Source organism: Enterobacter sp. TMH.L2, assembly GCF_050847315.1.
Lineage (GTDB): Bacteria > Pseudomonadota > Gammaproteobacteria > Enterobacterales > Enterobacteriaceae > Cedecea.
In genome coordinates this window covers 1,027,037-1,048,175 of the sequence record NZ_CP193791.1, presented here as the reverse complement: position 1 = coordinate 1,048,175, position 21,139 = coordinate 1,027,037, and the positions used below count along the sequence as shown (strand labels likewise).

The 21,139-nt window shown below is 54.8% G+C and carries 28 protein-coding genes; 1 reads left to right on the top strand and 27 read right to left on the bottom strand.

Annotated features, from left to right (window positions below; all coding sequences use genetic code 11):
* From ACREYP_RS05130 to ACREYP_RS05035, 20 genes are all read right to left on the bottom strand, one after another.
* Nucleotides 1–915 carry a gp53-like domain-containing protein gene (locus ACREYP_RS05130; protein WP_498881175.1) on the bottom strand — a complete coding sequence of 305 codons (915 nt, stop codon included), beginning with the start codon at nt 913–915 and terminating at the stop codon, nt 1–3.
* On the bottom strand, nt 915–1,595 hold the full coding sequence (locus tag ACREYP_RS05125) for a DUF2612 domain-containing protein (RefSeq protein ID WP_336819106.1): 681 nt from the start codon (nt 1,593–1,595) through the stop codon (nt 915–917). Before ACREYP_RS05125 ends, ACREYP_RS05130 begins: the two co-directional genes overlap by 1 nt.
* Complete coding sequence (locus tag ACREYP_RS05120) at nt 1,592–2,791, bottom strand: baseplate J/gp47 family protein (protein ID WP_336819105.1); 1,200 nt, start codon at nt 2,789–2,791, stop codon at nt 1,592–1,594. Before ACREYP_RS05120 ends, ACREYP_RS05125 begins: the two co-directional genes overlap by 4 nt.
* Entirely contained in the window at nt 2,792–3,142 is a 351-nt protein-coding gene (locus ACREYP_RS05115; protein WP_085541543.1) for a contractile injection system sheath initiator, read from the bottom strand.
* A complete protein-coding gene (locus tag ACREYP_RS05110) occupies nt 3,139–3,822 on the bottom strand; it encodes a Gp138 family membrane-puncturing spike protein (RefSeq protein ID WP_336819104.1) in 684 nt (227 codons plus the stop codon). Before ACREYP_RS05110 ends, ACREYP_RS05115 begins: the two co-directional genes overlap by 4 nt.
* A 44-nt stretch (nt 3,823–3,866) precedes the next feature.
* Nucleotides 3,867–4,868, bottom strand: coding sequence for a hypothetical protein (locus tag ACREYP_RS05105; RefSeq protein ID WP_336819103.1), 1,002 nt, complete (start codon nt 4,866–4,868; stop codon nt 3,867–3,869).
* Between the two features lie 9 nt (nt 4,869–4,877).
* Entirely contained in the window at nt 4,878–5,186 is a 309-nt protein-coding gene (locus ACREYP_RS05100) for a phage baseplate plug family protein (protein WP_008459476.1), read from the bottom strand.
* Nucleotides 5,187–5,195: 9 nt separating this feature from the next.
* The gene (locus ACREYP_RS05095; protein WP_008459477.1) at nt 5,196–5,774 is read right to left on the bottom strand and encodes a phage baseplate protein; all 579 of its coding nucleotides are present in this window, start codon (nt 5,772–5,774) and stop codon (nt 5,196–5,198) included.
* On the bottom strand, nt 5,774–7,525 hold the full coding sequence (locus ACREYP_RS05090) for a phage tail tape measure protein (protein WP_336819102.1): 1,752 nt from the start codon (nt 7,523–7,525) through the stop codon (nt 5,774–5,776). The genes ACREYP_RS05095 and ACREYP_RS05090 overlap by 1 nt, the downstream gene beginning before the upstream one ends.
* Nucleotides 7,515–7,589 carry a DUF6889 family protein gene (locus ACREYP_RS05085; protein ID WP_442892476.1) on the bottom strand — a complete coding sequence of 25 codons (75 nt, stop codon included), beginning with the start codon at nt 7,587–7,589 and terminating at the stop codon, nt 7,515–7,517. The genes ACREYP_RS05090 and ACREYP_RS05085 overlap by 11 nt, the downstream gene beginning before the upstream one ends.
* A gap of 113 nt (nt 7,590–7,702) precedes the next feature.
* Nucleotides 7,703–8,116 (bottom strand): phage tail assembly chaperone, encoded by a 414-nt coding sequence (locus tag ACREYP_RS05080; RefSeq protein WP_008459479.1) that lies wholly within the window; start codon nt 8,114–8,116, stop codon nt 7,703–7,705.
* Between the two features lie 3 nt (nt 8,117–8,119).
* Nucleotides 8,120–8,560 carry a phage structural protein gene (locus ACREYP_RS05075; protein WP_008459480.1) on the bottom strand — a complete coding sequence of 147 codons (441 nt, stop codon included), beginning with the start codon at nt 8,558–8,560 and terminating at the stop codon, nt 8,120–8,122.
* A gap of 10 nt (nt 8,561–8,570) precedes the next feature.
* Nucleotides 8,571–9,710, bottom strand: a complete 1,140-nt coding sequence (locus ACREYP_RS05070) for a DUF3383 domain-containing protein (RefSeq protein ID WP_008459481.1) — start codon at nt 9,708–9,710, stop codon at nt 8,571–8,573.
* 3 nt (nt 9,711–9,713) lie between these two features.
* Entirely contained in the window at nt 9,714–10,253 is a 540-nt protein-coding gene (locus ACREYP_RS05065; protein WP_008459482.1) for a phage neck terminator protein, read from the bottom strand.
* 45 nt (nt 10,254–10,298) lie between these two features.
* Complete coding sequence (locus ACREYP_RS05060) at nt 10,299–11,177, bottom strand: esterase/lipase family protein (protein WP_008459483.1); 879 nt, start codon at nt 11,175–11,177, stop codon at nt 10,299–10,301.
* Nucleotides 11,178–11,227: 50 nt separating this feature from the next.
* Nucleotides 11,228–11,680 carry a lysis protein gene (locus tag ACREYP_RS05055; RefSeq protein ID WP_336819101.1) on the bottom strand — a complete coding sequence of 151 codons (453 nt, stop codon included), beginning with the start codon at nt 11,678–11,680 and terminating at the stop codon, nt 11,228–11,230.
* Entirely contained in the window at nt 11,677–12,168 is a 492-nt protein-coding gene (locus tag ACREYP_RS05050) for a lysozyme (protein ID WP_336819100.1), read from the bottom strand. The genes ACREYP_RS05055 and ACREYP_RS05050 overlap by 4 nt, the downstream gene beginning before the upstream one ends.
* Complete coding sequence (locus ACREYP_RS05045; protein WP_336819099.1) at nt 12,168–12,467, bottom strand: hypothetical protein; 300 nt, start codon at nt 12,465–12,467, stop codon at nt 12,168–12,170. The genes ACREYP_RS05050 and ACREYP_RS05045 overlap by 1 nt, the downstream gene beginning before the upstream one ends.
* 57 nt (nt 12,468–12,524) lie before the next feature.
* Nucleotides 12,525–12,860: an antitermination protein N gene (locus tag ACREYP_RS05040; RefSeq protein ID WP_008459492.1), complete on the bottom strand. Its 336-nt coding sequence runs from the start codon at nt 12,858–12,860 to the stop codon at nt 12,525–12,527.
* 341 nt (nt 12,861–13,201) lie between these two features.
* Nucleotides 13,202–13,948, bottom strand: coding sequence for a LexA family transcriptional regulator (locus ACREYP_RS05035; protein ID WP_008459494.1), 747 nt, complete (start codon nt 13,946–13,948; stop codon nt 13,202–13,204).
* A 261-nt stretch (nt 13,949–14,209) separates the two neighbouring features.
* On the opposite strand from ACREYP_RS05035, the gene ACREYP_RS05030 reads away from it, so the two are divergent.
* Complete coding sequence (locus ACREYP_RS05030; RefSeq protein ID WP_008459497.1) at nt 14,210–14,470, top strand: YfhL family 4Fe-4S dicluster ferredoxin; 261 nt, start codon at nt 14,210–14,212, stop codon at nt 14,468–14,470.
* Here the strand turns inward: ACREYP_RS05030 and acpS are convergent.
* The 7 genes from acpS to lepA form a co-directional block, all read right to left on the bottom strand.
* Nucleotides 14,467–14,847: a holo-ACP synthase gene (gene acpS / locus ACREYP_RS05025; RefSeq protein WP_336819098.1), complete on the bottom strand. Its 381-nt coding sequence runs from the start codon at nt 14,845–14,847 to the stop codon at nt 14,467–14,469. The two genes, ACREYP_RS05030 and acpS, sit on opposite strands and share 4 nt — an antisense overlap.
* Nucleotides 14,847–15,578 (bottom strand): pyridoxine 5'-phosphate synthase, encoded by a 732-nt coding sequence (gene pdxJ / locus ACREYP_RS05020; RefSeq protein ID WP_336819097.1) that lies wholly within the window; start codon nt 15,576–15,578, stop codon nt 14,847–14,849. The genes acpS and pdxJ overlap by 1 nt, the downstream gene beginning before the upstream one ends.
* Before the next feature lie 74 nt (nt 15,579–15,652).
* Nucleotides 15,653–16,390 carry a DNA repair protein RecO gene (gene recO / locus ACREYP_RS05015; RefSeq protein ID WP_008459502.1) on the bottom strand — a complete coding sequence of 246 codons (738 nt, stop codon included), beginning with the start codon at nt 16,388–16,390 and terminating at the stop codon, nt 15,653–15,655.
* Between the two features lie 5 nt (nt 16,391–16,395).
* The gene (era, locus tag ACREYP_RS05010) at nt 16,396–17,304 is read right to left on the bottom strand and encodes a GTPase Era (RefSeq protein WP_008459503.1); all 909 of its coding nucleotides are present in this window, start codon (nt 17,302–17,304) and stop codon (nt 16,396–16,398) included.
* The gene (gene rnc / locus ACREYP_RS05005; RefSeq protein ID WP_008459505.1) at nt 17,301–17,981 is read right to left on the bottom strand and encodes a ribonuclease III; all 681 of its coding nucleotides are present in this window, start codon (nt 17,979–17,981) and stop codon (nt 17,301–17,303) included. Before rnc ends, era begins: the two co-directional genes overlap by 4 nt.
* Nucleotides 17,982–18,153: 172 nt before the next feature.
* Nucleotides 18,154–19,128, bottom strand: coding sequence for a signal peptidase I (gene lepB, locus ACREYP_RS05000; protein WP_008459507.1), 975 nt, complete (start codon nt 19,126–19,128; stop codon nt 18,154–18,156).
* Nucleotides 19,129–19,142: 14 nt separating this feature from the next.
* Complete coding sequence (lepA, locus tag ACREYP_RS04995) at nt 19,143–20,942, bottom strand: translation elongation factor 4 (RefSeq protein ID WP_336819096.1); 1,800 nt, start codon at nt 20,940–20,942, stop codon at nt 19,143–19,145.
* Nucleotides 20,943–21,139: the final 197 nt, after the last annotated feature.

Here is a 21,139-nt window from a genome sequence, read left to right as displayed (position 1 = left end):
TTATTTCCCTACTGCTATCCAGTTACATCCGGCATTAACGCCATTTGTCCGTGAACTCATAAAATAAGCCCAATTAACCGCTTGAGGTGAGACGGCAAAACTAGGGCAATCATTTGCACTGCCAGAGGCCTGATCAAAAGATGTGGTGACCTTGTAACCCATCTGTGTAAATGGAATCGGAAATGAAATAGCCGTTGGGGATGAAAGAGGGCCTACAACTATTGTTCCTGTCTGGATAATGGTTCCTTCAGGGAAACGCACCCAACCTGGTCCAGATGTAAATTCGCTATGCTGTACGGCGTTAACAATACGACTATCATTACCCGCTGCTACGGTATTCGCAGTTGTACCGATATCGCGCGTAGCTGAATTACCAAGCCCAAGATTGGTACGTGCCCCAAAAGCATCTTTAGCACCTGTTCCACCTGATGCTAATTGCAATGCAATAGTTCCCGCTGGGGAATTAATCGAATATGCTCCCCAAATCCCGTTTTGAATAAAAATATATGACTTTTTGTCTGGTGACCAAATGCGAGTTTCGTATGAGTCTTGGTCAAACCTTCCCAAACCAAGGTTTGCGAGAGCCGAAGAAATCGCGGTGGCACCATCGGCCTTAATATCCGCAAACGGATTCTGGCGGCTGAGATATTGGTTACCAAAACCTGAAGTAAGCTTCGCCAGGAAGGCGGTGATATCACCGTCGTCCAGCACGTCCTGCCCGCTTTTATCGCTCACGAACTGGGCCAGCGCGGCGGCAATAAATGACGTCTGGCGCAGCGCTTTGTTCACCTGAGCACTGCTGGCTTTACCGCCGGCAAAGCCGCTTAACAGCGCGGGCAAATTTTCCCATTCATTTTGCGGCGTGACGTTGGCGTCAGGCCTGGTTGCAAAAGGTTTAAACTGATTTGTAGCCATTAAAGTTTCCTCTCCCATGCGCCGTCGTCAAAACCGGCGATATAGTGATTGTTGATATCAAACCCAAAGAATTTGCCGCCCTGCGACGGCGCTTCTACCGAAGGCGTCTGAATGTCTCCGGCCCAAACGCCGGCGGCTTTCACCGTCAGGTAGCCCTGTTTGATGGCCGCGAGAAGCTCGAGGGACACGTCAGCAATGTCCGTTTTCGGCAGCACCCAGACAGAAATGGTCATGTCCTGGTTGTCGACGATTTGCATTCGCAGCCCCGCGCCTGCCGTGGCGGCGTCCAGAATCGCGGGCAGCGTGTCGTTCTGCCCGTCCCAGTTGTTCATCGCGATTTTTGCCTTGAGGATGATGCGGTAGGTTTCATCGCTCAGTGAGGTGTAGCCTGCATCGGGATCGTAAGGCCCCTGCCACACGCCCTGGTCGTAACCCAGCCCGTCGGTGTCCCAGCTAAAATAGACGCCGGAAATCGGCTGGCTAACGATGCGGCTTCGCCCAATCCACTGCCCCAGCGCATCAAGCTGAACCCCAACCGCAGTGTCGATATCAAACGCATCGATCAGGCTTTCGGTGGTCATTGCGGTCTCAGTGAAAGGACGGGTACTCAGATCCACGTGGGCAAAAAACAGGGGTTTACTGGCGTGGTAGCTGGTGATGCGCCCGGTATATTTACTCATGAGCTCACCGTGATATTGATGTTGTCCACGCTGCAGGAGGCAGCTTCGCTGTAGCCGATATTGACGTTAGCCGCCGCGACCGCAGAGGTAGATTTACCGATCAGCAAGTCGGAGATGTCGTAATAACGCGCTTTCCCGCCGCTGACTACGCCCAGGTTGGCCGGTGAGTAAATGCGGCTCAGCAGCACGCTGTCGCCAATCCCCAGCCCGTTGATATAGTCGGCAATCGCCTGCTTCATCTGCTCGCCGATTTGCGACGTATAGCCGGTGAACACTTTCAGCACGATGTCGACGTAAATCGGCACATTGCCGGACCGAGAGAAAGCAATGCTGTGGGGATTGCCGTAGAGATCGGGCACCACAATGGACGTCGAGCCAAAGGTGGCGACGCCCTGGCCTTTTTTGCCCCTGATCGTCTGAGCAATTTCCGTCACATCCCCACCGTCCACAATCGCAGCGATGGCATGCGGAGGCAGGCCATTGGCGTTGATAGCACCGGTATCATTTTCGTAGAGCTTATGCCGGGTAACGCCTGCTATATTGGCAATCGCTCCCTCGACCGCCTCGAACGGCGTGAGCGCAGGCAAGGCAACGCTCTGCGACTGCCGGATGCGCAATTCGGCATCGGTTTCAGCCGCCACGCCCGGCGTAGCGGCCTGAGGGTTCGTGACCGCAGTCCAGCCACGCGTTGGAGTACCCATGATGGTGATGGACCCCGCAGGTGCCGCCATTACGCCACTGCTGGCGCAGGTTGCGGTGGCGATTACCGATCCATCAACACCAATCGACACTCCCTCAGGCAAAAACCACGTCACGCCGCTGTCATCTCTGACAGAGCCACGGGTTATGGTCGTACCGGGGATGCCCGTTAGCAGTAGATCGACCGTCGAGAAGGTCGCAGCCCGCCTGACAATACCGTTGATCTTAACGTTGCTAGATAACGCCCGCCCCATTGCCGTCACAGGCGAAAAGCTGTTGTAAGCAGCAATCGCCGCATTGTTAGCGTCATGAATGGCCAGCGCCACCAGCGAGATGAGCTGCCCATCTTTGCTGTCCGGCTCCAGGTACGCATCGGTGCCGTAGATTTGCCTGAACGCATCCATCAAAGTCCCTAACAGGCTTTGATAATCAGGCGCGGTTATCCCCTGGGCCGTTACCGTTGCCGATAACCCCAGCGTTTCAGAATTGAGGGCCATTTATGCCTCGCTGTTTAAAGTGGTAGGACCGTAAACGGTGTCGATGGTGGCGTTGAAGGTTACGGTGCGTTTTTCAGTGCGCGCGGCGGTGACATCCAGCACGGACTTAACGCCCATGGTCTGGCTGACGCGGTCAATCAGCATTAATACCCAGGTGTCATCCTGCTGTTTGCCAAGAACGGACTGGCGGTAAGGTGTGCCGGTCCGGTTATCCAGAAACCACTCACCCTGCCACAGCTTGAGCCGGGTACTCACCGCCTGAGCCACGCACTCCGGCGAGTTTTCCAGGAAGGTGTTTTCTCCCTGACCAAAGGTGTAATCTCCGTCGCTGCTCTCTCTGCGGTATTTCATACCGGACCTCCCGTGTTTGCACCGCCGGACTGCACGCCGCCGTGGCGGTGCTTCGTCAGGCTTATCCCGCTGGCAGTAACATCTCCGCTCACGGTCACGTTGCCTTTGATATTGACCTCACCGGTCAGGTCAATGCTGGCCGCCGTCGCAGTAAGTTTTCCCGGCGTAGCGAGCGTGATGCTGTGGCTGCAGGGATCCAGCTCAACAAAGGCTTTGCCGTCTTCGCTACGTAGCTGAACCGCCGAAGTGCTGATGCCGCTGATTTTTTTCGCCTGTGACTGAGGGCCAGGCAGCACGAAGGCATCCGACAACGAGTGCTGACGGGCATCGACCGGCTCCTGAATGCCTCCGCTTTGCCACCAAAAGTCGATGGCGCGATCGGCGAAAATAACCAGGCATTCGTCTCCCGCTTTAAGCGGAAACGTCAGCGAGCACCCTCCGCCATGCGGGAAAACAACCGGCACATCCACCAGCAGCGGATAGGCGACTGAAGCAATTGTGCCATCGCGGCTCGCCTTCGCGCCCCGGATAGCCGGTGCCACTTCACAGGTCACTGATAGCGGATCAAAAGACTGAATGATGCCAGGTAACGCGACCCGAAGATCGTTGCTTAATGCGGCCCGGCTGGCCGCAAGCGTATCGGCCAGCTCACCGCTGAGAGCCGAAGTCGTCAGAGCCATGATTCCTCCAGGGATAAAAAAACCCGCAAAGGCGGGTCTGGCTTTTATTTATTAGAGGCGGAATGTTTTTTCCACGCCTCTTCCACATCATTAACTTGCTGGCCTGCCGGGAAGCACATCATGGTCATATACCATTGATCCCCACGGGTATCCCCGTTGTAGGTAATGCCATAAATGTCGTACACGCCGTCCGGCGAGGGGCGAATATAGTCATCCTTAGCAAGCAGCTCAGGCTTATAGAGCGTGTTTTGATCTAACTGCACCTGACCGTGGAGCAGGATTGTGGGATTAATCAGGCATTTCAGGGTTACGCCAGCATTGGTTGATGTTTGCGGCCGTCCAATCAGGCCACTCTGGCTGTTAAGACTCACCGGCGGGTGTGCTTTTTCAGTCGAGTTGAAATAGTCCAGTCTGTCATTCGACAACTTCCAGGTGGCCTTGCACAGCTTTCCGATTTGATCGAGATAACTGCTGACCTTGCCGTGGAAGGTATACCCTCTGGGAAACTTTGTTTCGGGAAAAGGCGGCAGCCTACCGGGCAGAATGCCAAAAGGTTTCAGCGCCCCTGCCGCAAACTGGTACATGTCATATACCGTGTAGCCTTTAGCAAGCGTGGCGCTAAGCACGGCGGACATTAGCGCCTCATGGCCATCAATGGCCTGAATTATAATCCAGTCATCAGGGGTATCCTCTCGCCCCGTCATCCAGATGCGAATGTCGCCGCTGAAGATCACCCCAAAGTTCATGCCGTCGCGCGGCCCCCACTCGACAGGTTCAACAACCCGGATTTTCCCCACTTCACTATTGCTTACCACCGGTTCTAATCCGTTGTAGCCCGCAATCAGCCGGATTTTGCTGTACTCCTTCTGAGCAATACGATTCACATTGTCCGGCGAGAGGTTGTAGATTTTCACCTCGGCCGTTTTGGGTGAGCTGCCGGCATGCCAGTCGATTTTAAACGTCACCTTAAAACCAGAGAGCGCAATGCCGCTGCCGTCTTCCTTCAGCAGCTGGAGCTCAAAGTGGCGAGACCAGTTTTGATTCATCTCCCCTCCTTAATCTGCCGTCACGAAGTAAAGATGGCTACCGCGCCCGAGATCGGTTTTGCTCGGGTAATCCTGAGCCTCATTATCACAGCCAACCCATAGCCCTCCGCCAAAACCAAGCCAGCTATATGGCACCAATAAATCGGCACCGGCCACCAGCGGGATCCCGTTCACAACAGGCTGATTGTCAGCATCGAGAATATCCAGGACCCAGCCGGCAACATCCCGATAAAGCAGCCGCATGCGCAGGGTCTGTCCGGCAAGTTGGATCGTAAAGACCTGGTTATCCGCGCTGAGGGGAATTTCTGCAATTGACATCGTCTCTCCTCATTTTTTATCAGGCTGAAGTGGCGTAATTTTTCCCGCCCCCATGGGAGTGGTAACCACTTTTTCGCCCTTATCACCGACCGAAGCCGTCGTTACCCCTTCATCCATCGCCGTTTTAGGCGGCGCAGGGCGTGCTTCCGTGGCCGTCATCAATACTTCGGTCAACACCAGTTTGCAGCCAAGAATGTTTTCCGATTTGACGCCGGTCGTCACCGTCAACGTTTTGATCAGCATATTGTCGTAGGAGCGGCGGCGGGTGATGACCCTAAAGGGTTCTGCTTTGGTCTGTAGATCAAGCAACTGCTGGTAAATCTGTGCCGGACTGGCGCCCGCGTTGAGTCTGGGGCTGATGTCGATCGTATTGGTAAAATCGACCATCGAACCACCGGCTTTAAAGAAGCAATCAATCGTTACCTCACCGGGCTCTGCCCAGGCATGGTCGCTGATATTCGGGCCAAACTCGACGGGATGAGAAGCAATTTTTAGCGTGTCCGTGTGGAGTTCGTTGATCACCACATCCGGCACCAGAAAACCGGAGAAGCTCGTGCGTGGCTGAAAGTAAGCACCAAAAATATCCATTAGCTCATCCTCCTGTCATACTGCTGCGCCAGCTGAGAATGAACATTGAACAAGCGCTGAGATGTCTCGGTCGCCGCCAGACGAGGTTCAGAGACGCCATTCACGACGATATGGGTATTACTGTTAATCGTGGGTGAATGCGTAGTGCTGTTGTTCGCCGTGGAAAAATCTCCCGAAGTCGCCAGGCGTTCATTGTTGGCCCCCCACGCCGGAAGCAACATTGAGACAGGATCGGGTTGACTGAGATTATTGACAGCATTGGATAACTTTCCGCCAGAGCCTTTTTCTTCATCTCCAGCAAGCCAGCCCTGGAATGTGTGCCATCCCTTAGAGAGCTTCTCTTTAATAATGCCTGCTGCGCCATCCGCAATTTTGGTCGCCGGCGTCTGGAACAGACCGTTTGCTACCAATGACTTTCCGATATTGGCTGCTTCTGCCCAGTTCCCCTCTTTTAGCGCATTGATCAGACTCCCAATCAGTCTTAGCGTGGCGCCTAACTGATTAAAGTTGTCCAGAAGCCCCTTAAAGATGGTGCTGATAGACCACTTGCTAAAATCGATGCCCAACAGGCTGCCAATATCAACAATAAGATCTTTGATGGTTTTCGCGAGGCTACCGATCGTGTCCGCAGCCATTTCAATAACCGGTCCCCACTCTCCCCAGTCAATAAAGCTCTCTTCCCCAGCTTTCCATTTCTGGTAGTCGTTATAAAGCAGGCCAATGGCCGCAGCCAGCGAGAGAATAATCCCGACAGGGGAAGCGAGAAATGCGCTGTTCAGAACCAGCCAGGCCGCGGTAAGCCCCGCTAAACCACCGATTAGCCCCTGAGAACCTTCGTCAAGGCGATCCCACCAGGCCATCACGTCGGTAACCCAGTCGATGGTGCCGCTCAGTGCATCAACGAAAATGTCAGCAAACTGTTCAACGACGGCGCCAATTTTGTCCAACACGCGTTCAATTTGTGGCGCTTTAACCAGCATTTTTTCGGCCAGTCTCTCAACGGGCTCAACCAATTTTTCGGCCAGATCGCCGCCTGATTTTGCTACTAACAAATCAAACACGGAGTCCGCTTTACGCCAGGACTGCATAAATTTTTCGGACTGGTCGGCGCTTTGCTCTGCGCTTCCGCCTATGCGGAGGGACAAGTCCTGATACTCTTCGGCAAACTGGCCTAATCCGCGCTGCATCGCATGCAGCGTGTCGTCATCAATCCCCAGATTCAATGCATAGAAATCGGCGCTGTCTCTGTTCACTGTGCCCAAAGAACGGGCAACCTGCGTGAAAATATCGGCGTTATCCCGCTTTAAGCCAGCGTCATCATGCGTTTTTACGCCGAGACTTTTCAACAGGCTCTCGTGCAGAGAGTCACCGTTCACATACTCACTGACGTTTTTAATCGACTTTTGCAGCGCACCAATGTCCGCCCCTGACTGACTGGCACCGTATTGCAGTGCCTTGTAAGCCTCTAAATCGGCGTTCAGAGATTGAGCTGCCTGTGCATCCTTCTCGATGCCGGACAGCCGCTTTTCAAACCAGGATCCCGCTTTAGTTAGCGGAGACAGCACCTGATTACTGAAGTTTTCGAAACTTTTAGCCAGTTTTTCAAAATCAACTTTTGCCGCCTCTTCTTTTCCCTTTTTCAGCGTTTTATCCAGTTCCCCAAAAGCGGCGTTGATTCGCGAGCTAAGGTCTTCTTGATAAAAAAAATCTGGGATCGGGACGTAAGGAACAAGCTGTGTGCTAGCGCTCATTTTCCTCTCTCCAGCGTGTGATACAGGCCTTATTCTCGGCCTGCATCTCAAGGTAATCATTCATCAGCGCAATGTCGTTGAGATCCACCGCGCCGCTTTTCAGATCCAGCCAGCTGAGGCCGAAGACCTCCGCCGGGCGAAGAATGTAATCTTCCCCGCCCGGCAGCGCCTCCAGCCTCAGGCCGCTGGCGGGGCCGGGTTTTCGCTCCCGGGGAGTTCTTGCAAAAAATTTCCCAGCGAGTCGGCCACCACCCGGGCCACCAGCTGCAGCAGCGTCATCAGGTCGATATCGTCAAAGGACAATGCGCCCTGACTAAAGACCGGCACCCAGCCCTTCATGTGTTCGCGCGCCACGACCGAGAGGCACGGATACAGAATGGTGTTGCAATCTTCCTCGCTGAGGTCGGCAAGGGTGCGGGCAATTTTTGGCAGCACGGTTTCGAGGGCGTTTCCGCCCTCCTTACCCTGCAAGCTGCGAAAATCACCCACAACGCCAGCCAGAACCGGCAGTAGCTTCCGCGCAACGCTAAGTTGCTCGAAAACGCCGAGCTTGCCAATGCGGTAGTTCACCGCTTTCAGGGTAATTTCCATGGCTTAGAACTCCCCGAGCAGCTGATCGATTTTGCCGCAGTCAAACTTCCAGTCCATGGTGCCAGCATCTTTGCCATTGCTGTTCGCTGGAAGCTGAGAAAACGCCACACTGCTGGCCGAAACCAAATCGCCGGAGGAAGTGTTGCGCACCACAATCGTGTTCTTACCCCACAGGGCCGAAGAGAGGGTTTGGGCGTTGTAGGCCTGCATCAGCTTTTTATTCACCGGGGAAGTTTTCATCAGCGTCACGGTGATCGAACCGTTTTTAGCCGGAGAGAGGTTATGCATCACCTCACCGTCTATGCCGACGGTCATCGTGTTTTTTGTGCCAGCCATTTCCACTTTGATCCCGGCATCACCGTTCGCACTGCCCGCGCCCAAATCAATCACGCCGGTTGGCCCCACAAGAGAAGCCGTCACATCCATAAAAGAATAAGTACCCATTTAAATCTCCTTAACGAACAACATTGATTTCGACGTCAGCGAAGTGCACGGCACCCGCCAGTTTGCAGGCCACCTGAATCACTGGCGCCTTACGCGCCTCGCGGTCTGACTGCGCCTGAGTCGCTACAGCTGGGGCGTAAACGTAGTAGCCTTTGGTCAGCGTGTCGCCGGAGGCCAGTTGGCCAATATCGGCGCCATTCCAGACACCCGGTGCGACCAGACCATTGGTGACCGCCTGCGCCATGGAGTGCTCAACGTTGCTCAGCAGACGGGTAACACCGGCATCGGTTTGCGGGATTTTGGTGGTGCTGGTGTAAAGCAGGTTATAGAGGTTGGTCTGCACATAGTTTTGCAGCCAGTCCAGGCCGTGGCGCTCATCGATGAAGCTGCCGTTGCTCATTACGCCTTCCTGAATAATGGCGGTGTCGTTGTTGTAATTCACAAAGACGTTGGCGTTTTTCGCGGAAAGAGCATTGATTTGCGTTTGGGTCAGCGTTTCTGCGGTAATCCCCGGTTCCTGCTTGAATTTCAGGGTAATGGTGGTGTTATTGCCGTTGAAGTTAACGGTGAACGCGCGGCCAAACAGGGAGGCGGCCGCAAACGGCGTGGCGCTGGAGTACTGACCAAAAGTGCGGGCGAACTTAGCCGCTTTCAGCTTGCTGAAGACATCGGTGCTGTCGTTAGCATCCAACACTTTAGCGCTGGCGGAAGTATGACCAAAGATACGGGAAACGCCGTCGCCTTCAATAACCGCCGCCACGGCCAGCACGCCTTCATCGGTAAGGGTATCGTCGGCAATCACCAGACCATACCAGTCGGTCGAGTGCGCACTCAGCGCGGAGACGCATTCGGCGATGGTTTCTCCGGCTTTGCCCTCGCCGCCTTCTTTAACCCAGCGCCCGATATACAGGTCGGCAGGCTGCGGGGACTGCTGGTAGTAGAGGCTGGCGGCTTTGTATTCCGGCGCTTCCAGACCAAAATCGGCGGCTACGCCGCTCAGGCTGGAATAAGCTCGCATACGCTCTTTGGCGTCAATAACGTTGCTCGCGCCTACGACCAGCAGCGCACCATAGTTACGGGACTGCGCCGCACGCGGCGCCATATTCACTGTCACGCTGACAATGTTAGATACAGGTAAACCCTGTGACATAGCTTACTCTCCAATGATTTTTACTGCGGATGAAAGGATGGAACGAATACCGTAGCGCCGGGCAATACTGCGCTTTAGCGCCACGGTGAGGGTGTAGCGGCGTAGCCACTGGTTATTGATAAATTCAGGGTCCGGCGTAATGTCGCCGCACTGCAAAAACGTCAGGCCCAGTCGGTTAAGCTCGGCGTTGTTTTGCGGCACGTTCAGGCCATCACGAAAAAGCGCGGCAACGGCCTGAGCGCCGGGGCCATAAAAGCCACAGGTCACGTCCACGGACTCGGTGCTCTGAAGTACGCTTTGATCGCTGTCCTGCGAGTGGAAGAAAGACGCTTCCGCCTGCTTCACGTTGGTAAAAAAGTCACACCAGGTAATACCGGCCTCAGGCGTGGCAGGTGGCGGATCGCTCCACTTCGCCATCACCATTTCCGGCGGCAGGCCTGATACGCCGACAATCCAGCCGGTAAGATCGACATCAAGTGCATCGTCGTAGTGTGGCGATGCCCCCATCGGCGTCAGAAAGCCCGGACGCGTGGTGTCATTCATTGATTTCTCCAAAGAAAAACCGCCCGAAGGCGGTTCAGATAAGGCTTACAGCCCTTTGGCCTGCAGACGAGCCACGTGGTCGACGTACAGCTTGACCGGGTCGCTGTTGCTGGCCACCACGCCGGCAAGCTGGTTGATGGCATCGACGTGATCCATCGAATAGTCGGAGCCAATCACCTTGCCCAGATGGCTGCTGTAACGGCCAACCAGGCCATCGTTCTGGAAACGTTCGTTGGTGAACAGGATGGAAAACGCCAGCATGGCGACGTGCAGCGGATCCAGGTTGTTCGCGCCCTGATTCAGCGGGTTGTAGTCGATAATCCCGCTCCACGAGTAGTAGTAGACGCCGTTATCCAGCTCTTTGCCCTGGCCGCCCCACTGCGCAGGCAGTCCCTGCGGATACTTCTTGTTAAAGGCGGCAACGCCTTCGCTGGTCAACGCATCCAGGGCATCCACGCCGGATTGAGGCAGACGAGGAGCCCCCGCCAGGGCGGAAAGCAGCTGGCCGAAAGCCGACAGGGCGGCATTGGCGATAGACTCTGGCAGGCGGCCAGGCTTCAGCGCCAGTCGAACAAGGTCTGCTACTTCGGAGCCATGGTTAACGCCGTTCACGGAGGTTACCGAGGCAATAAGTTCAGGGTGGGTCGCCGCAGCGTAACGACAGGCCAAAGGCCCCTGACTGTGGCCAATCAGGTTAACTTTTGCCGCACCCGTTTCGGCCAGGACTTTACGGATAAATTCCAGCAGCTGCTCGCCGCGCATTTCATTGCTGTTCAGTGCGGAAATCGTGGCGATGTAGACCTTCGCCCCGGCTTTCTCCAGCGCCTCTTTGATGCCGTAGAAATAGGGGTAGATCCCGCCAATTTTGTCGAAACCGAACAGACCGTGGACCAGAACAATCGGGTACTTCAGGGATGTAGACATAGGAATGACCTCTTTGACGTAGGAATAAAAAAGCCTCGAAAATTCGAGGCTTAGTTCAGGCACTGATTGCGGATGTACTCCTGCAGCCCCGCCAGCTGCTTGTTGCTCGTTTCTATTCGCTCCCGGAGACGGAAATAATCCCGTTGAGCGGCGTCAGTAAGTCCGGGGGCGGCTGCATCATCCAGCCTGGCGGCGGCGGCGGTGCCAGGCACTGCTTTGCAGGTGGCGCTGACGCGCAGCCGCTGAGTACCAGCAGCCACATCACGCTGCAGGTTTTCAATGGTGAGCCGGGCATGGGTTAACTCCTCGCTATAGTGGATATCCAGGTCAGCTATTGCCTGCTGGCGCCGGACAAGGTTTTGCAGCTCATTTTTTTGCTGAGCCAGCTGCTCCAGGGCTAACTCTGCCCTTTGTTTTTGCACGGCATAGCGTTGGTGAAACCACCAGCTGCTGGCAACGAGCAGCGTAAAGGCCGCCAGCACAAGTGAGGTCAGCGGCTTCATTCTTCCGGCTCCGGCCAGGTACAAAGCTGGTACTCCACCTCGCGACGATTGATAAGCCCCTGCCACTGCTTCCCACCCGCCCAGATCCATTTTTTCAGCCCAGCGCAGGCCTGTTTGTACTCGCCAGCGTTTAACATCCTGAGCACGGAAGAGCGCAGAAAAGCGGCTGTACCAACGTTGTAGGTAAAGCTAATCAAAGCTGCTCGTTGGTACTCACTAACCGGGACGGTGACGGCCCTTGAGACCGCCTGAGCCGCTGGGCCGAGATCCTGGTCAAGCCAGCGCCTGCACTCAGACAGGGTGTATATTTTGTCGGGAATAATGTCTTTACCGGTATGGCCGTAACAGACGGTCAGCACCCCGGCGACGTCGTAATATGGCGTGTAGCTCACGCCTTCCAGCTCGGGCAGGAGCGTGCCTGCAATCGTCAGCGCACCAGCCCCTGACAATCCGAGTAATGTTTTTCTGAGTCCGGGAGAAAGAGCCACTAGTTACCTGCCTTTTTCAGTACCTCGCTGACTACCCTAATAATCTCAATCTGCTCGGCTCGGTTTAAAGTTTGCAAGTCATCCACCAGCGTCTGGAGGATGCGGGTGCGCTTTTGATCTTCGAGATGCTGTCGATGGGCATCCAGCCTGCCGCCCAGCCACGAAGCCAGTGAAATCAGTACGCTAAGCAGTCCGAATATCATGTAGACCATATCCTGTGTCGTGATACCCAGACCGGCGGCAAGCGCCGCCAGCCACGCAAAAGACTGCGTGACCAGATTTGCGGGTTGGTCGTTCATGGAAGAACCTTCGGTTGAGGGGTCGAACTGCCGTTGGGATAAAGAAGCGGTATGGCGTTAAATCAGCGGAACAGGTTTTCCGCGTCGGGTTTGCTTCCCGGTCGCTGCCGGTAAGCCGGATTCGCTGCGAGGCGTGGCCTGATAAACGCTTTTTTTCCTGGCGTCTAACTTCTGGCGCAGTCGTTGATAATGCTCTGCCTGCTGAATGATTTGCAGACCATAGATGTTAATCACCTCCAGGGCCTTGTCGGGGCGAGACCTGGGTTTACGAACCAGCGAGAGAATAAGCCGTGCCTCAGGTTTCGCTCTTACCCCGACTAACAGCGGGTTGGCAGCTTTCCAGACGGCCTGTTTAGCTTCGCGGCGCTGGCGGCGACGTGCCTGTGCGTCCATACAACCTCCTGTCAATCAACTTTGGTGATATCTCTCTGATATCCCAAAGCTTCTTGCTTTGGTGTATGTGCCCTTTTTCAGGGCCTGATGTTAAGGAGCGTTCACTTGCCTTGTGAGTCGGTGCGTCCTGCCGATGAATTGATATTGAACCAATAGTACAATTACGTCAAGAACCAAAAGTACGAATTATTTAAAAAAAGATCGCATTGATAATTAATTTTTGATTTATAAGATTATTTTTAGATGGGTTAGCATTCGAGTTGCGGCAAGGCGGCAAGGGATCCAGCCTCAGGAGCATACTTGGGTAAGTGACTGAGGCTGGAGCTTGAGGATGAGCTATCTCAGGCGTGGCGGCGAATTGAATGGCTGTACATCACTCGGCCAATAATTTTGAGGTGCTGTTCGTTCTCTTCGCTAATGCGCCAGTCAGCATATTTGGGGTTGTCCGATCGCACCAGCAGGCAGTCATGGGTCATCTGCAGGCGCTTCACCAGCAATTGTCCCTTATAGAGGAACACGTAAATGCCATCGCCATCGAAGTAGTCTTTGCCAATATCCACAAAGATATAGTCACCCAGTTCAATGGTGCCGGACATGCTGTCACCGGTGACAGTGATGACTTTTATCGTTGAAGCCGGCCGGTGGCCGAACAGCTCCAGCGCTTCCTGGCTGTCGTAAACGATGTGGTTGATGGTTTCGGTGACTTCGCTGGAGACCAGTCGCCCCGGCCCCGCGCTGGCCTCAATGTCCAGCACGTCGATGCGAAAGCCCTGCTCTTCGCGCGGCTGGAAAGGATAAATGGCCGCCTCTTCATGGCTAGCCGCATTCTCGCGCCCTTCGCTTTGATAGCCCGTTTCACTGCCGTGCTGAAGCCAGAGCGCGTCAGCCCGAAGAAACGTTGCCAGCTCGTACATTTTATCCTGCCGGGGGATGGCTTCGGCGTTAAGCCACTTACTGACGGCCTTGGAGGAAACGCCCAGCGCGCGCGCTATCGCCATACCGCGCCCGAACTCATCGAGGTTTGCTTCGCTGCAGGCCTGCGCCAGCCTGCGGGAAAAAGCTTCGCGCAGTTGTTCTCTCTGTACCATAAGTACGACCCCGTCGTGTTTTTCATGACCAATAGTTCAATGATAACACGTACTGAAAGTACACAAAGCACAAAACTTAAAGGCGCAGTATCATTGGGGATGATCTGCTTTTGTGGTAAAGTGCGCGCCATCGAAACGTCCCTGCTTTATCCATTATCTTTAATCAAACTTAATACTGGTTAAATATACAGGCTTTTGCAATGTTTTGAGCGCGAAATGTGAATATATCTTTGAGTCCGGTGGGGCTGGTAACAGGTTGAAATGGCGTTATTAATTACGAAGAAGTGCATCAACTGCGATATGTGCGAGCCGGAGTGCCCGAATCAGGCCATCTCCATGGGCGATGCTATCTACCAGATCGATACCGATCGTTGCACGGAATGCGTGGGCCATTACGAAACCCCGACCTGCCAGAAAGTTTGCCCGATCCCCAGCACGATAATTCACGACCCGGCGCACATTGAGAATGAAGAGCAGCTGTGGGATAAGTTCGTGCTGCTCCACCATGCGGATAAACTTTAGCTTTCGATGATCACCGTCGCGCAGGCGTAATGGCGCTCATCCGCCAGGGTAACGTGAACTGATCGCACGCCCATTTTTTCAGCCAGCCGCTCCGCCTCTTCCCAAAACCGCAGTTGAGGTTTGCCCAGCGCGTCGTTAAACACTTCAAACTGATTGAACGCCAGCCCGTTGCGAATTCCGGTACCAAAAGCTTTCGCGGCCGCTTCTTTCACCGCAAAACGCTTCGCCAGAAAACGCACCGGCTGCCGATGCGCCTGGTACAAGACCCATTCATTTTGGCTCAGTACGCGCTTAGCCAGTCGGTCGCCGGAACGGGAAATGACGCTCTCAATGCGCGCAATTTCCACTATGTCCGTGCCGAGGCCGAGAATGGCCATTAGCGACGCGCTTCCTGCATCAGACGTTTCATTTCAGCCACGGCTTCTTTAAGACCGCTGATTACCGCACGCCCGATAATCGCGTGGCCGATGTTCAGCTCATGCATTTCAGGGATCCGCGCAATGGCCTGAACATTGTGATACGTCAGCCCGTGACCAGCATTCACCTTCAGCCCTTTAGCGGCGGCATAGCTCGCGGCTTCAGCAATGCGAGCCAGCTCTTTGGCCTGGGTGACTTCATCTTCAGCATCCGCATAGCAGCCAGTGTGGATTTCAATGTAAGGCGCGCCCACGGCCACCGCCGCGTCAATCTGCGCGTGGTCGGCATCAATAAACAGAGAAACCAGAATACCTGCGTCAGCCAGGCGCTGGCAGGCATCGCGCATTTTATCCAGCTGACCGGCAACATCCAGGCCGCCTTCGGTGGTTACTTCCTGGCGCTTTTCCGGCACCAGGCAGCAGAAATGCGGTTTCGTCTGGCAGGCAATAGCGATCATCTCTTCGGTGACGGCCATTTCCAGGTTCATGCGGGTATCGAGGGTTTCACGCAGAACGCGAACGTCACGGTCGGTGATGTGGCGGCGATCTTCGCGCAGGTGAACGGTAATGCCATCGGCACCCGCCTGCTCCGCGATAAACGCGGCCTGAACCGGATCCGGGTATGCCGTACCGCGCGCGTTACGCAGGGTAGCGATGTGATCGATGTTGACGCCTAACAGTAATTCAGCCATGACAATCCTCAGAGTTCGCAGACAGATGCCGGGCAGTGTACACCTGCCGGGGAAAGCCTGGCTACGGTCTGTGATTACTGTGAGCTATCAGATGGCTCAGGTGGCGTTTTTTTAGGCACAAACTGGCGGAACAGTTCGCGACTTTTGAGAGGCTTCCCTTGTAGATACGGCTTGAGCGCCATACGCGTGAAACGCTTGGCGGCACGGAGCGTGTCGGCATCGGGAAATTCGCGTTCGGCTAGCGCTCTGAGCTGGCGGCCGGTAAAGCTGCTGTGGCCGATCACCACGCTGGCAATAAAACCTTTCTCTTCACGGTAGGTGTAAGTCATGGTGTCATCGACGACTGCCCCGCTGCCGGCGCAGTGCAGAAAATCCACGCCGTAGCCAAGGTGCCCCAGCAGCGCCAGCTCAAAACGACGCAGCGCAGGCTCCGGTGTGCCCGTAGCGCCAGCTAAGGCCTGAATGCAGTGGAGATAATCGAAGAACAGTTCGGAGAAGCGGGTTTCCTGCTCGAGGACGCGAGCCACCAGTTCATTGACGTACAGGCCGCTGTACAGCGTGATACCACTTAAGGGAAGGGCCAGAGAAACCGCTTCGGCGCTGCGTAGCGTTTTGACTTCGCCACGGCCGCCCCAGCGAACCAGCAGAGGGGTAAAAGGCTGCAGAGCGCCTTTCAGATTTGAGCGTTTAGAGCGCGCGCCTTTGGCAATCAGACGAACGCGCCCGGACTCTTCGGAAAACAGGTCGAGCAAAAGGCTGGTTTCGCTCCAGGGGCGACTATGCAGGACAAAAGCCCGTTGCCAGCCTTCCATAAGTTTTAGCTCAGGTCGTCGGTATAACCGAGACTGCGCAGCGCACGCTCGTCATCGGCCCAGCCGGATTTCACCTTCACCCAAAGTTCGAGGTGAACTTTGGCTTCGAACATCTCTTCCATGTCTTTACGGGCTTCGATACCGATGGTTTTAATTTTGGCCCCTTTGTTGCCAATCACCATCTTCTTCTGCCCTTCGCGCTCAACGAGGATCAGCCCGTTGATGTCGTAGCCACCGCGTTCGTTGGTCACGAACTGCTCGATTTCTACGGTCACAGAATACGGCAGCTCGGCGCCCAGGAAACGCATCAGCTTTTCGCGAATGATCTCAGACGCCATAAAGCGCTGGGAACGGTCGGTAATATACTCTTCCGGGAAGTGGTGGATCGCTTCCGGCAGGTGCTTACGGACAATTTCCGCGATGGTATCAACGTTCATCCCGGTTTCTGCTGAGATAGGCACGATATCGAGGAAGTTCATCTGGCTGCCGAGGAACTGCAGGTGAGGCAGCAGAACGGTTTTATCCTGAACGTTGTCAACTTTGTTGACGGCCAGGATGACCGGCGCACGGCTGTCGCGCAGCTTGTTCAGCACCATTTCATCATCCGGCGTCCAGCGGGTGCCTTCAACCACGAAGATAACCAGCTCAACGTCACCGATGGAGCTGCTTGCCGCGCGGTTCATCAGGCGGTTAATGGCGCGTTTTTCTTCCATGTGCAGCCCCGGGGTATCGACGTAAATCGCCTGATATGGCCCTTCGGTATGGATGCCCATGATGCGGTGGCGCGTGGTTTGCGCCTTACGCGAGGTAATGGAAACTTTTTGCCCAAGCAGCTGATTCAGCAGCGTGGATTTGCCGACGTTCGGGCGACCAACAATGGCCGCGAAGCCGCAATACGTTTTTTCTTCGCTCATTCCAGCTCCAGCTTTTTCAGCGCCTGCTCAGCCGCAGCCTGTTCCGCTTTACGGCGGCTTGAGCCCGTCCCTACGACAGGCTCAGGCAGGCCACTCACCTGACAGTGAATGGTAAATTCTTGATCGTGCGCTTCACCACGCACCTGCACCACCAGATACGACGGCAGCGGCAGATGGCGACCCTGCAGGTACTCCTGCAGACGCGTTTTCGGATCTTTTTGCTTGTCGCCTGGACTGATTTCGTCGAGACGGGTCTGATACCACGAGAGAATCAGACGCTCAACGTTCTGAATGTCGCTGTCGAGGAAGACGCCACCGATCAACGCTTCCACGGTATCAGCAAGAATCGACTCACGACGGAAACCGCCACTTTTCAGTTCACCCGGCCCAAGACGCAGACACTCACCCAGTTCGAACTCGCGGGCGATTTCCGCCAGCGTATTGCCGCGTACCAGCGTCGCGCGCATGCGGCTCATGTCGCCTTCATCTACGCGAGGAAAACGATGATACAGCGCATTCGCGATGACATAACTGAGAATGGAGTCACCCAAAAACTCAAGACGCTCGTTGTGTTTGCTGCTGGCACTCCGGTGGGTTAATGCCTGTTGCAACAGATCCTGATGTTGAAAAGTGTAGCCCAGCTTACGCTGCAGCCTATTTATTACGATGGGATTCATGCGATACCAAAATTAATGAATGCGTCAACTATTCAGCACACGGAACAGACCTGAAAAAAGGAAACCAACGCTGTTTCGTGTGCCGTGGCTCCCTTTCGGGAGCCAATCTTTAAAGGCGGGAATATTCTATACACAACGACAGGGGATGTCGTTAGTTTGTGGGATTAATTGTTTAATGAATGCCGCCAATTCGGCTTAAACGAACGCCCGTTGGCCATTCGCCTTCTTGTTTCTCGAAACTCATCCAAATTGCTGTCGCTTTACCGACCAGATTTTGCTCTGGCACAAAGCCCCAATAGCGGCTGTCTGCGCTATTGTCGCGGTTATCACCCATCATGAAATAGTGACCCGGCGGAACAATCCATGTCGCAAGCGGCAAGCCTGACTGCTGGTAGTACATCCCCACCTGATCCTGAGCGATAGGCACCGTCAGAATGTTATGGGTGACGTTACCCAGCGTTTCTTTACGCTCGCTCAAGCGGACACCGTCTTCACGGGTCTGATCTTTCGGCAACTGGAAGAAGCCGGAAGTGGCTTCACTGCCGTTGCGGCGGGCAAACGTCTGCACAAAATCACTGGCTTCCACGTTGGAATAAGTGATTGGCAGCGCGTTGTCGCAGGCCTGGCCGGAACTGCAATTAGGCTGCACGGTGACTTCTTTCGACTGCGGGTCGTAGCTTACCCGGTCGCCCGGCAGCCCAACAACGCGCTTAATATAATCCAGGCGCGGATCTTCAGGGTATTTAAATACCGCAATATCGCCGCGTTTAGGGTGCCCGGTTTCAATTAAGGTTTTCTGATAAATAGGATCTTTAATGCCGTAGGCAAACTTCTCTACCAGAATAAAGTCACCGATTAACAGCGTTGGCATCATCGAACCGGATGGGATCTGGAAAGGCTCATAAATAAATGAGCGCACCACCAGCACAATCGCCAGCACCGGAAACACCGACGCACCGGTTTCCAGCCAGCCTGGTTTAGGGCCGACTTTTTTCAGCGTCTTTTTGTCCAGTGCGTCACCGGTGGCAGCCTGCGCTGCCGCCTGTTTTTCACGACGTTTTGGTGCAAAGATAAACTTGTCCAGACACCACAAAATGCCCGTCACCAGCGTGGCTACCACGAGGATCAAAGCAAACATATTCGCCATGCCAACTCCTTAGATTATTTGCTGTCTTTGCCAACGTGCAGAATGGCCAGGAACGCTTCCTGAGGCAGCTCGACGTTGCCGACCTGCTTCATGCGTTTCTTACCGTCTTTCTGTTTCTGCAGCAGCTTTTTCTTACGGCTGACGTCGCCGCCGTAGCACTTAGCCAGAACGTTTTTACGCAGCTGTTTCACCGTCGAACGCGCAATAATGTGGTTGCCGATGGCTGCCTGAATCGCGATGTCGAACTGTTGGCGAGGGATCAGATCCTTCATTTTTTCCACCAGCTCACGGCCACGGTAAGGCGCGTTGTCGTTGTGTGTGATAAGCGCCAGCGCATCAACGCGATCGCCATTTATCAGTACATCAACGCGCACCATGTTGGAAGCCTGGAAACGTTTGAAATTGTAATCCAGCGACGCATAGCCACGAGAAGTGGACTTCAGGCGATCGAAGAAGTCGAGCACCACTTCCGCCATTGGGATTTCATAGGTCAGCGCAACCTGGTTGCCGTGATAAACCATGTTGGTTTGCACGCCGCGTTTTTCGATACACAGCGTAATCACGTTGCCGAGGAACTCCTGCGGCAGCAGCATGTGACATTCCGCAATCGGCTCGCGCAGCTCTTCAATGTTGTTGAGCGGCGGCAGCTTAGACGGGCTATCAACGTAGACAATCTCTTTGCTGGTCGTTTGCACTTCGTAAACTACGGTTGGCGCGGTGGTGATCAGGTCGAGATCGTATTCACGCTCCAGACGCTCCTGAATGATCTCCATGTGCAGCAGGCCCAGGAAGCCGCAGCGGAAGCCGAAGCCCAACGCCGTTGAGCTTTCTGGCTCGTAGAACAGAGAGGCATCGTTCAGGCTGAGCTTGCCGAGTGCATCGCGGAAGTTTTCGTAGTCGTCGGAGCTGACCGGGAACAGGCCGGCATAAACCTGCGGCTTCACTTTTTTGAAGCCTGGCAGCGCTTTGTCCGCCGGGTTACGGGACAGGGTCAGAGTATCGCCTACCGGGGCGCCCAGGATGTCTTTGATGGCACAAACCAGCCAGCCTACTTCACCGCATTTTAGTTCGGTACGGTCGATCTGCTTAGGCGTAAAGATGCCCAGACGATCGGCGTTGTACACCTGGCCGGTGCTCATGACTTTGACTTTGTCGCCTTTACGCAGCGTGCCGTTTTTCACGCGGATCAGGGAGACAACACCCAGGTAGTTATCGAACCAGGAGTCGATGATCAGCGCCTGTAGCGGTGCATCTGGATCGCCTTGCGGTGCGGGGATATCACGCACCAGGCGTTCTAATACATCAGGTACGCCAACGCCGGTTTTCGCCGAGCAGCGAACCGCATCGGTGGCGTCGATGCCCACGATGTCTTCAATTTCTTCCGCCACGCGCTCAGGATCGGCCGCCGGCAGGTCAATTTTGTTCAGAACCGGAACCACTTCCAGGTCCATTTCCATCGCCGTGTAGCAGTTCGCCAGGGTTTGAGCCTCAACGCCCTGCCCGGCATCCACCACCAGCAGCGCCCCTTCACAGGCCGCAAGCGAGCGGGATACTTCATAAGAGAAGTCAACGTGCCCAGGGGTATCGATGAAGTTCAACTGGTAAGTTTCACCGTCGCTGGCTTTGTAGTCGAGGGTGACGCTCTGCGCTTTGATGGTAATACCACGTTCACGTTCCAGGTCCATTGAGTCAAGAACCTGCGCGGCCATTTCACGGTCGGACAAGCCGCCGCAAATCTGGATGATACGGTCAGACAGCGTCGATTTACCGTGGTCGATGTGGGCGATGATGGAGAAGTTTCTTATGTTCTTCATAAATATTAGTTTTTCTATTCGCTATGCTGATAATTTTTTCTTGATGGACACAGCGGTGGACATCCCACAGTAACTACCCCATCAACGACTGGCGTGCATATTACACTGTAGCGCCGAAATCGTCAGCATACGATCTCTTCATTAACATAGGATGTTACATCACCGGGCAGTCGTCGAACTCACCAGAACGAGCATCG

Excerpts from the sequence above, each read along its gene's own strand:
- ACREYP_RS05100 (WP_008459476.1), bottom strand. The coding sequence starts at position 5,186 with ATGTCAATTGCAGAAATTCCCCTCAGCGCGGATAACCAGGTCTTTACG.
- ACREYP_RS05090 (WP_336819102.1), bottom strand. The coding sequence starts at position 7,525 with ATGAGCGCTAGCACACAGCTTGTTCCTTACGTCCCGATCCCAGATTTT.
- lepB (WP_008459507.1), bottom strand. The coding sequence starts at position 19,128 with ATGGCGAATATGTTTGCTTTGATCCTCGTGGTAGCCACGCTGGTGACG.
- ACREYP_RS05130 (WP_498881175.1), bottom strand. The coding sequence starts at position 915 with ATGGCTACAAATCAGTTTAAACCTTTTGCAACCAGGCCTGACGCCAAC.
- ACREYP_RS05045 (WP_336819099.1), bottom strand. The coding sequence starts at position 12,467 with ATGAACGACCAACCCGCAAATCTGGTCACGCAGTCTTTTGCGTGGCTG.
- ACREYP_RS05055 (WP_336819101.1), bottom strand. The coding sequence starts at position 11,680 with ATGAAGCCGCTGACCTCACTTGTGCTGGCGGCCTTTACGCTGCTCGTT.
- ACREYP_RS05030 (WP_008459497.1), top strand. The coding sequence starts at position 14,210 with ATGGCGTTATTAATTACGAAGAAGTGCATCAACTGCGATATGTGCGAG.
- ACREYP_RS05080 (WP_008459479.1), bottom strand. The coding sequence starts at position 8,116 with ATGGAAATTACCCTGAAAGCGGTGAACTACCGCATTGGCAAGCTCGGC.
- era (WP_008459503.1), bottom strand. The coding sequence starts at position 17,304 with ATGAGCGAAGAAAAAACGTATTGCGGCTTCGCGGCCATTGTTGGTCGC.
- ACREYP_RS05035 (WP_008459494.1), bottom strand. The coding sequence starts at position 13,948 with ATGGTACAGAGAGAACAACTGCGCGAAGCTTTTTCCCGCAGGCTGGCG.
- ACREYP_RS05125 (WP_336819106.1), bottom strand. The coding sequence starts at position 1,595 with ATGAGTAAATATACCGGGCGCATCACCAGCTACCACGCCAGTAAACCC.
- ACREYP_RS05075 (WP_008459480.1), bottom strand. The coding sequence starts at position 8,560 with ATGGGTACTTATTCTTTTATGGATGTGACGGCTTCTCTTGTGGGGCCA.
- rnc (WP_008459505.1), bottom strand. The coding sequence starts at position 17,981 with ATGAATCCCATCGTAATAAATAGGCTGCAGCGTAAGCTGGGCTACACT.
- acpS (WP_336819098.1), bottom strand. The coding sequence starts at position 14,847 with ATGGCCATTCTCGGCCTCGGCACGGACATAGTGGAAATTGCGCGCATT.
- ACREYP_RS05070 (WP_008459481.1), bottom strand. The coding sequence starts at position 9,710 with ATGTCACAGGGTTTACCTGTATCTAACATTGTCAGCGTGACAGTGAAT.
- recO (WP_008459502.1), bottom strand. The coding sequence starts at position 16,390 with ATGGAAGGCTGGCAACGGGCTTTTGTCCTGCATAGTCGCCCCTGGAGC.
- ACREYP_RS05060 (WP_008459483.1), bottom strand. The coding sequence starts at position 11,177 with ATGTCTACATCCCTGAAGTACCCGATTGTTCTGGTCCACGGTCTGTTC.
- ACREYP_RS05120 (WP_336819105.1), bottom strand. The coding sequence starts at position 2,791 with ATGGCCCTCAATTCTGAAACGCTGGGGTTATCGGCAACGGTAACGGCC.
- ACREYP_RS05040 (WP_008459492.1), bottom strand. The coding sequence starts at position 12,860 with ATGGACGCACAGGCACGTCGCCGCCAGCGCCGCGAAGCTAAACAGGCC.
- ACREYP_RS05095 (WP_008459477.1), bottom strand. The coding sequence starts at position 5,774 with ATGGATATTTTTGGTGCTTACTTTCAGCCACGCACGAGCTTCTCCGGT.
- ACREYP_RS05115 (WP_085541543.1), bottom strand. The coding sequence starts at position 3,142 with ATGAAATACCGCAGAGAGAGCAGCGACGGAGATTACACCTTTGGTCAG.
- lepA (WP_336819096.1), bottom strand. The coding sequence starts at position 20,942 with ATGAAGAACATAAGAAACTTCTCCATCATCGCCCACATCGACCACGGT.
- ACREYP_RS05065 (WP_008459482.1), bottom strand. The coding sequence starts at position 10,253 with ATGAATGACACCACGCGTCCGGGCTTTCTGACGCCGATGGGGGCATCG.
- pdxJ (WP_336819097.1), bottom strand. The coding sequence starts at position 15,578 with ATGGCTGAATTACTGTTAGGCGTCAACATCGATCACATCGCTACCCTG.
- ACREYP_RS05105 (WP_336819103.1), bottom strand. The coding sequence starts at position 4,868 with ATGAATCAAAACTGGTCTCGCCACTTTGAGCTCCAGCTGCTGAAGGAA.
- ACREYP_RS05110 (WP_336819104.1), bottom strand. The coding sequence starts at position 3,822 with ATGGCTCTGACGACTTCGGCTCTCAGCGGTGAGCTGGCCGATACGCTT.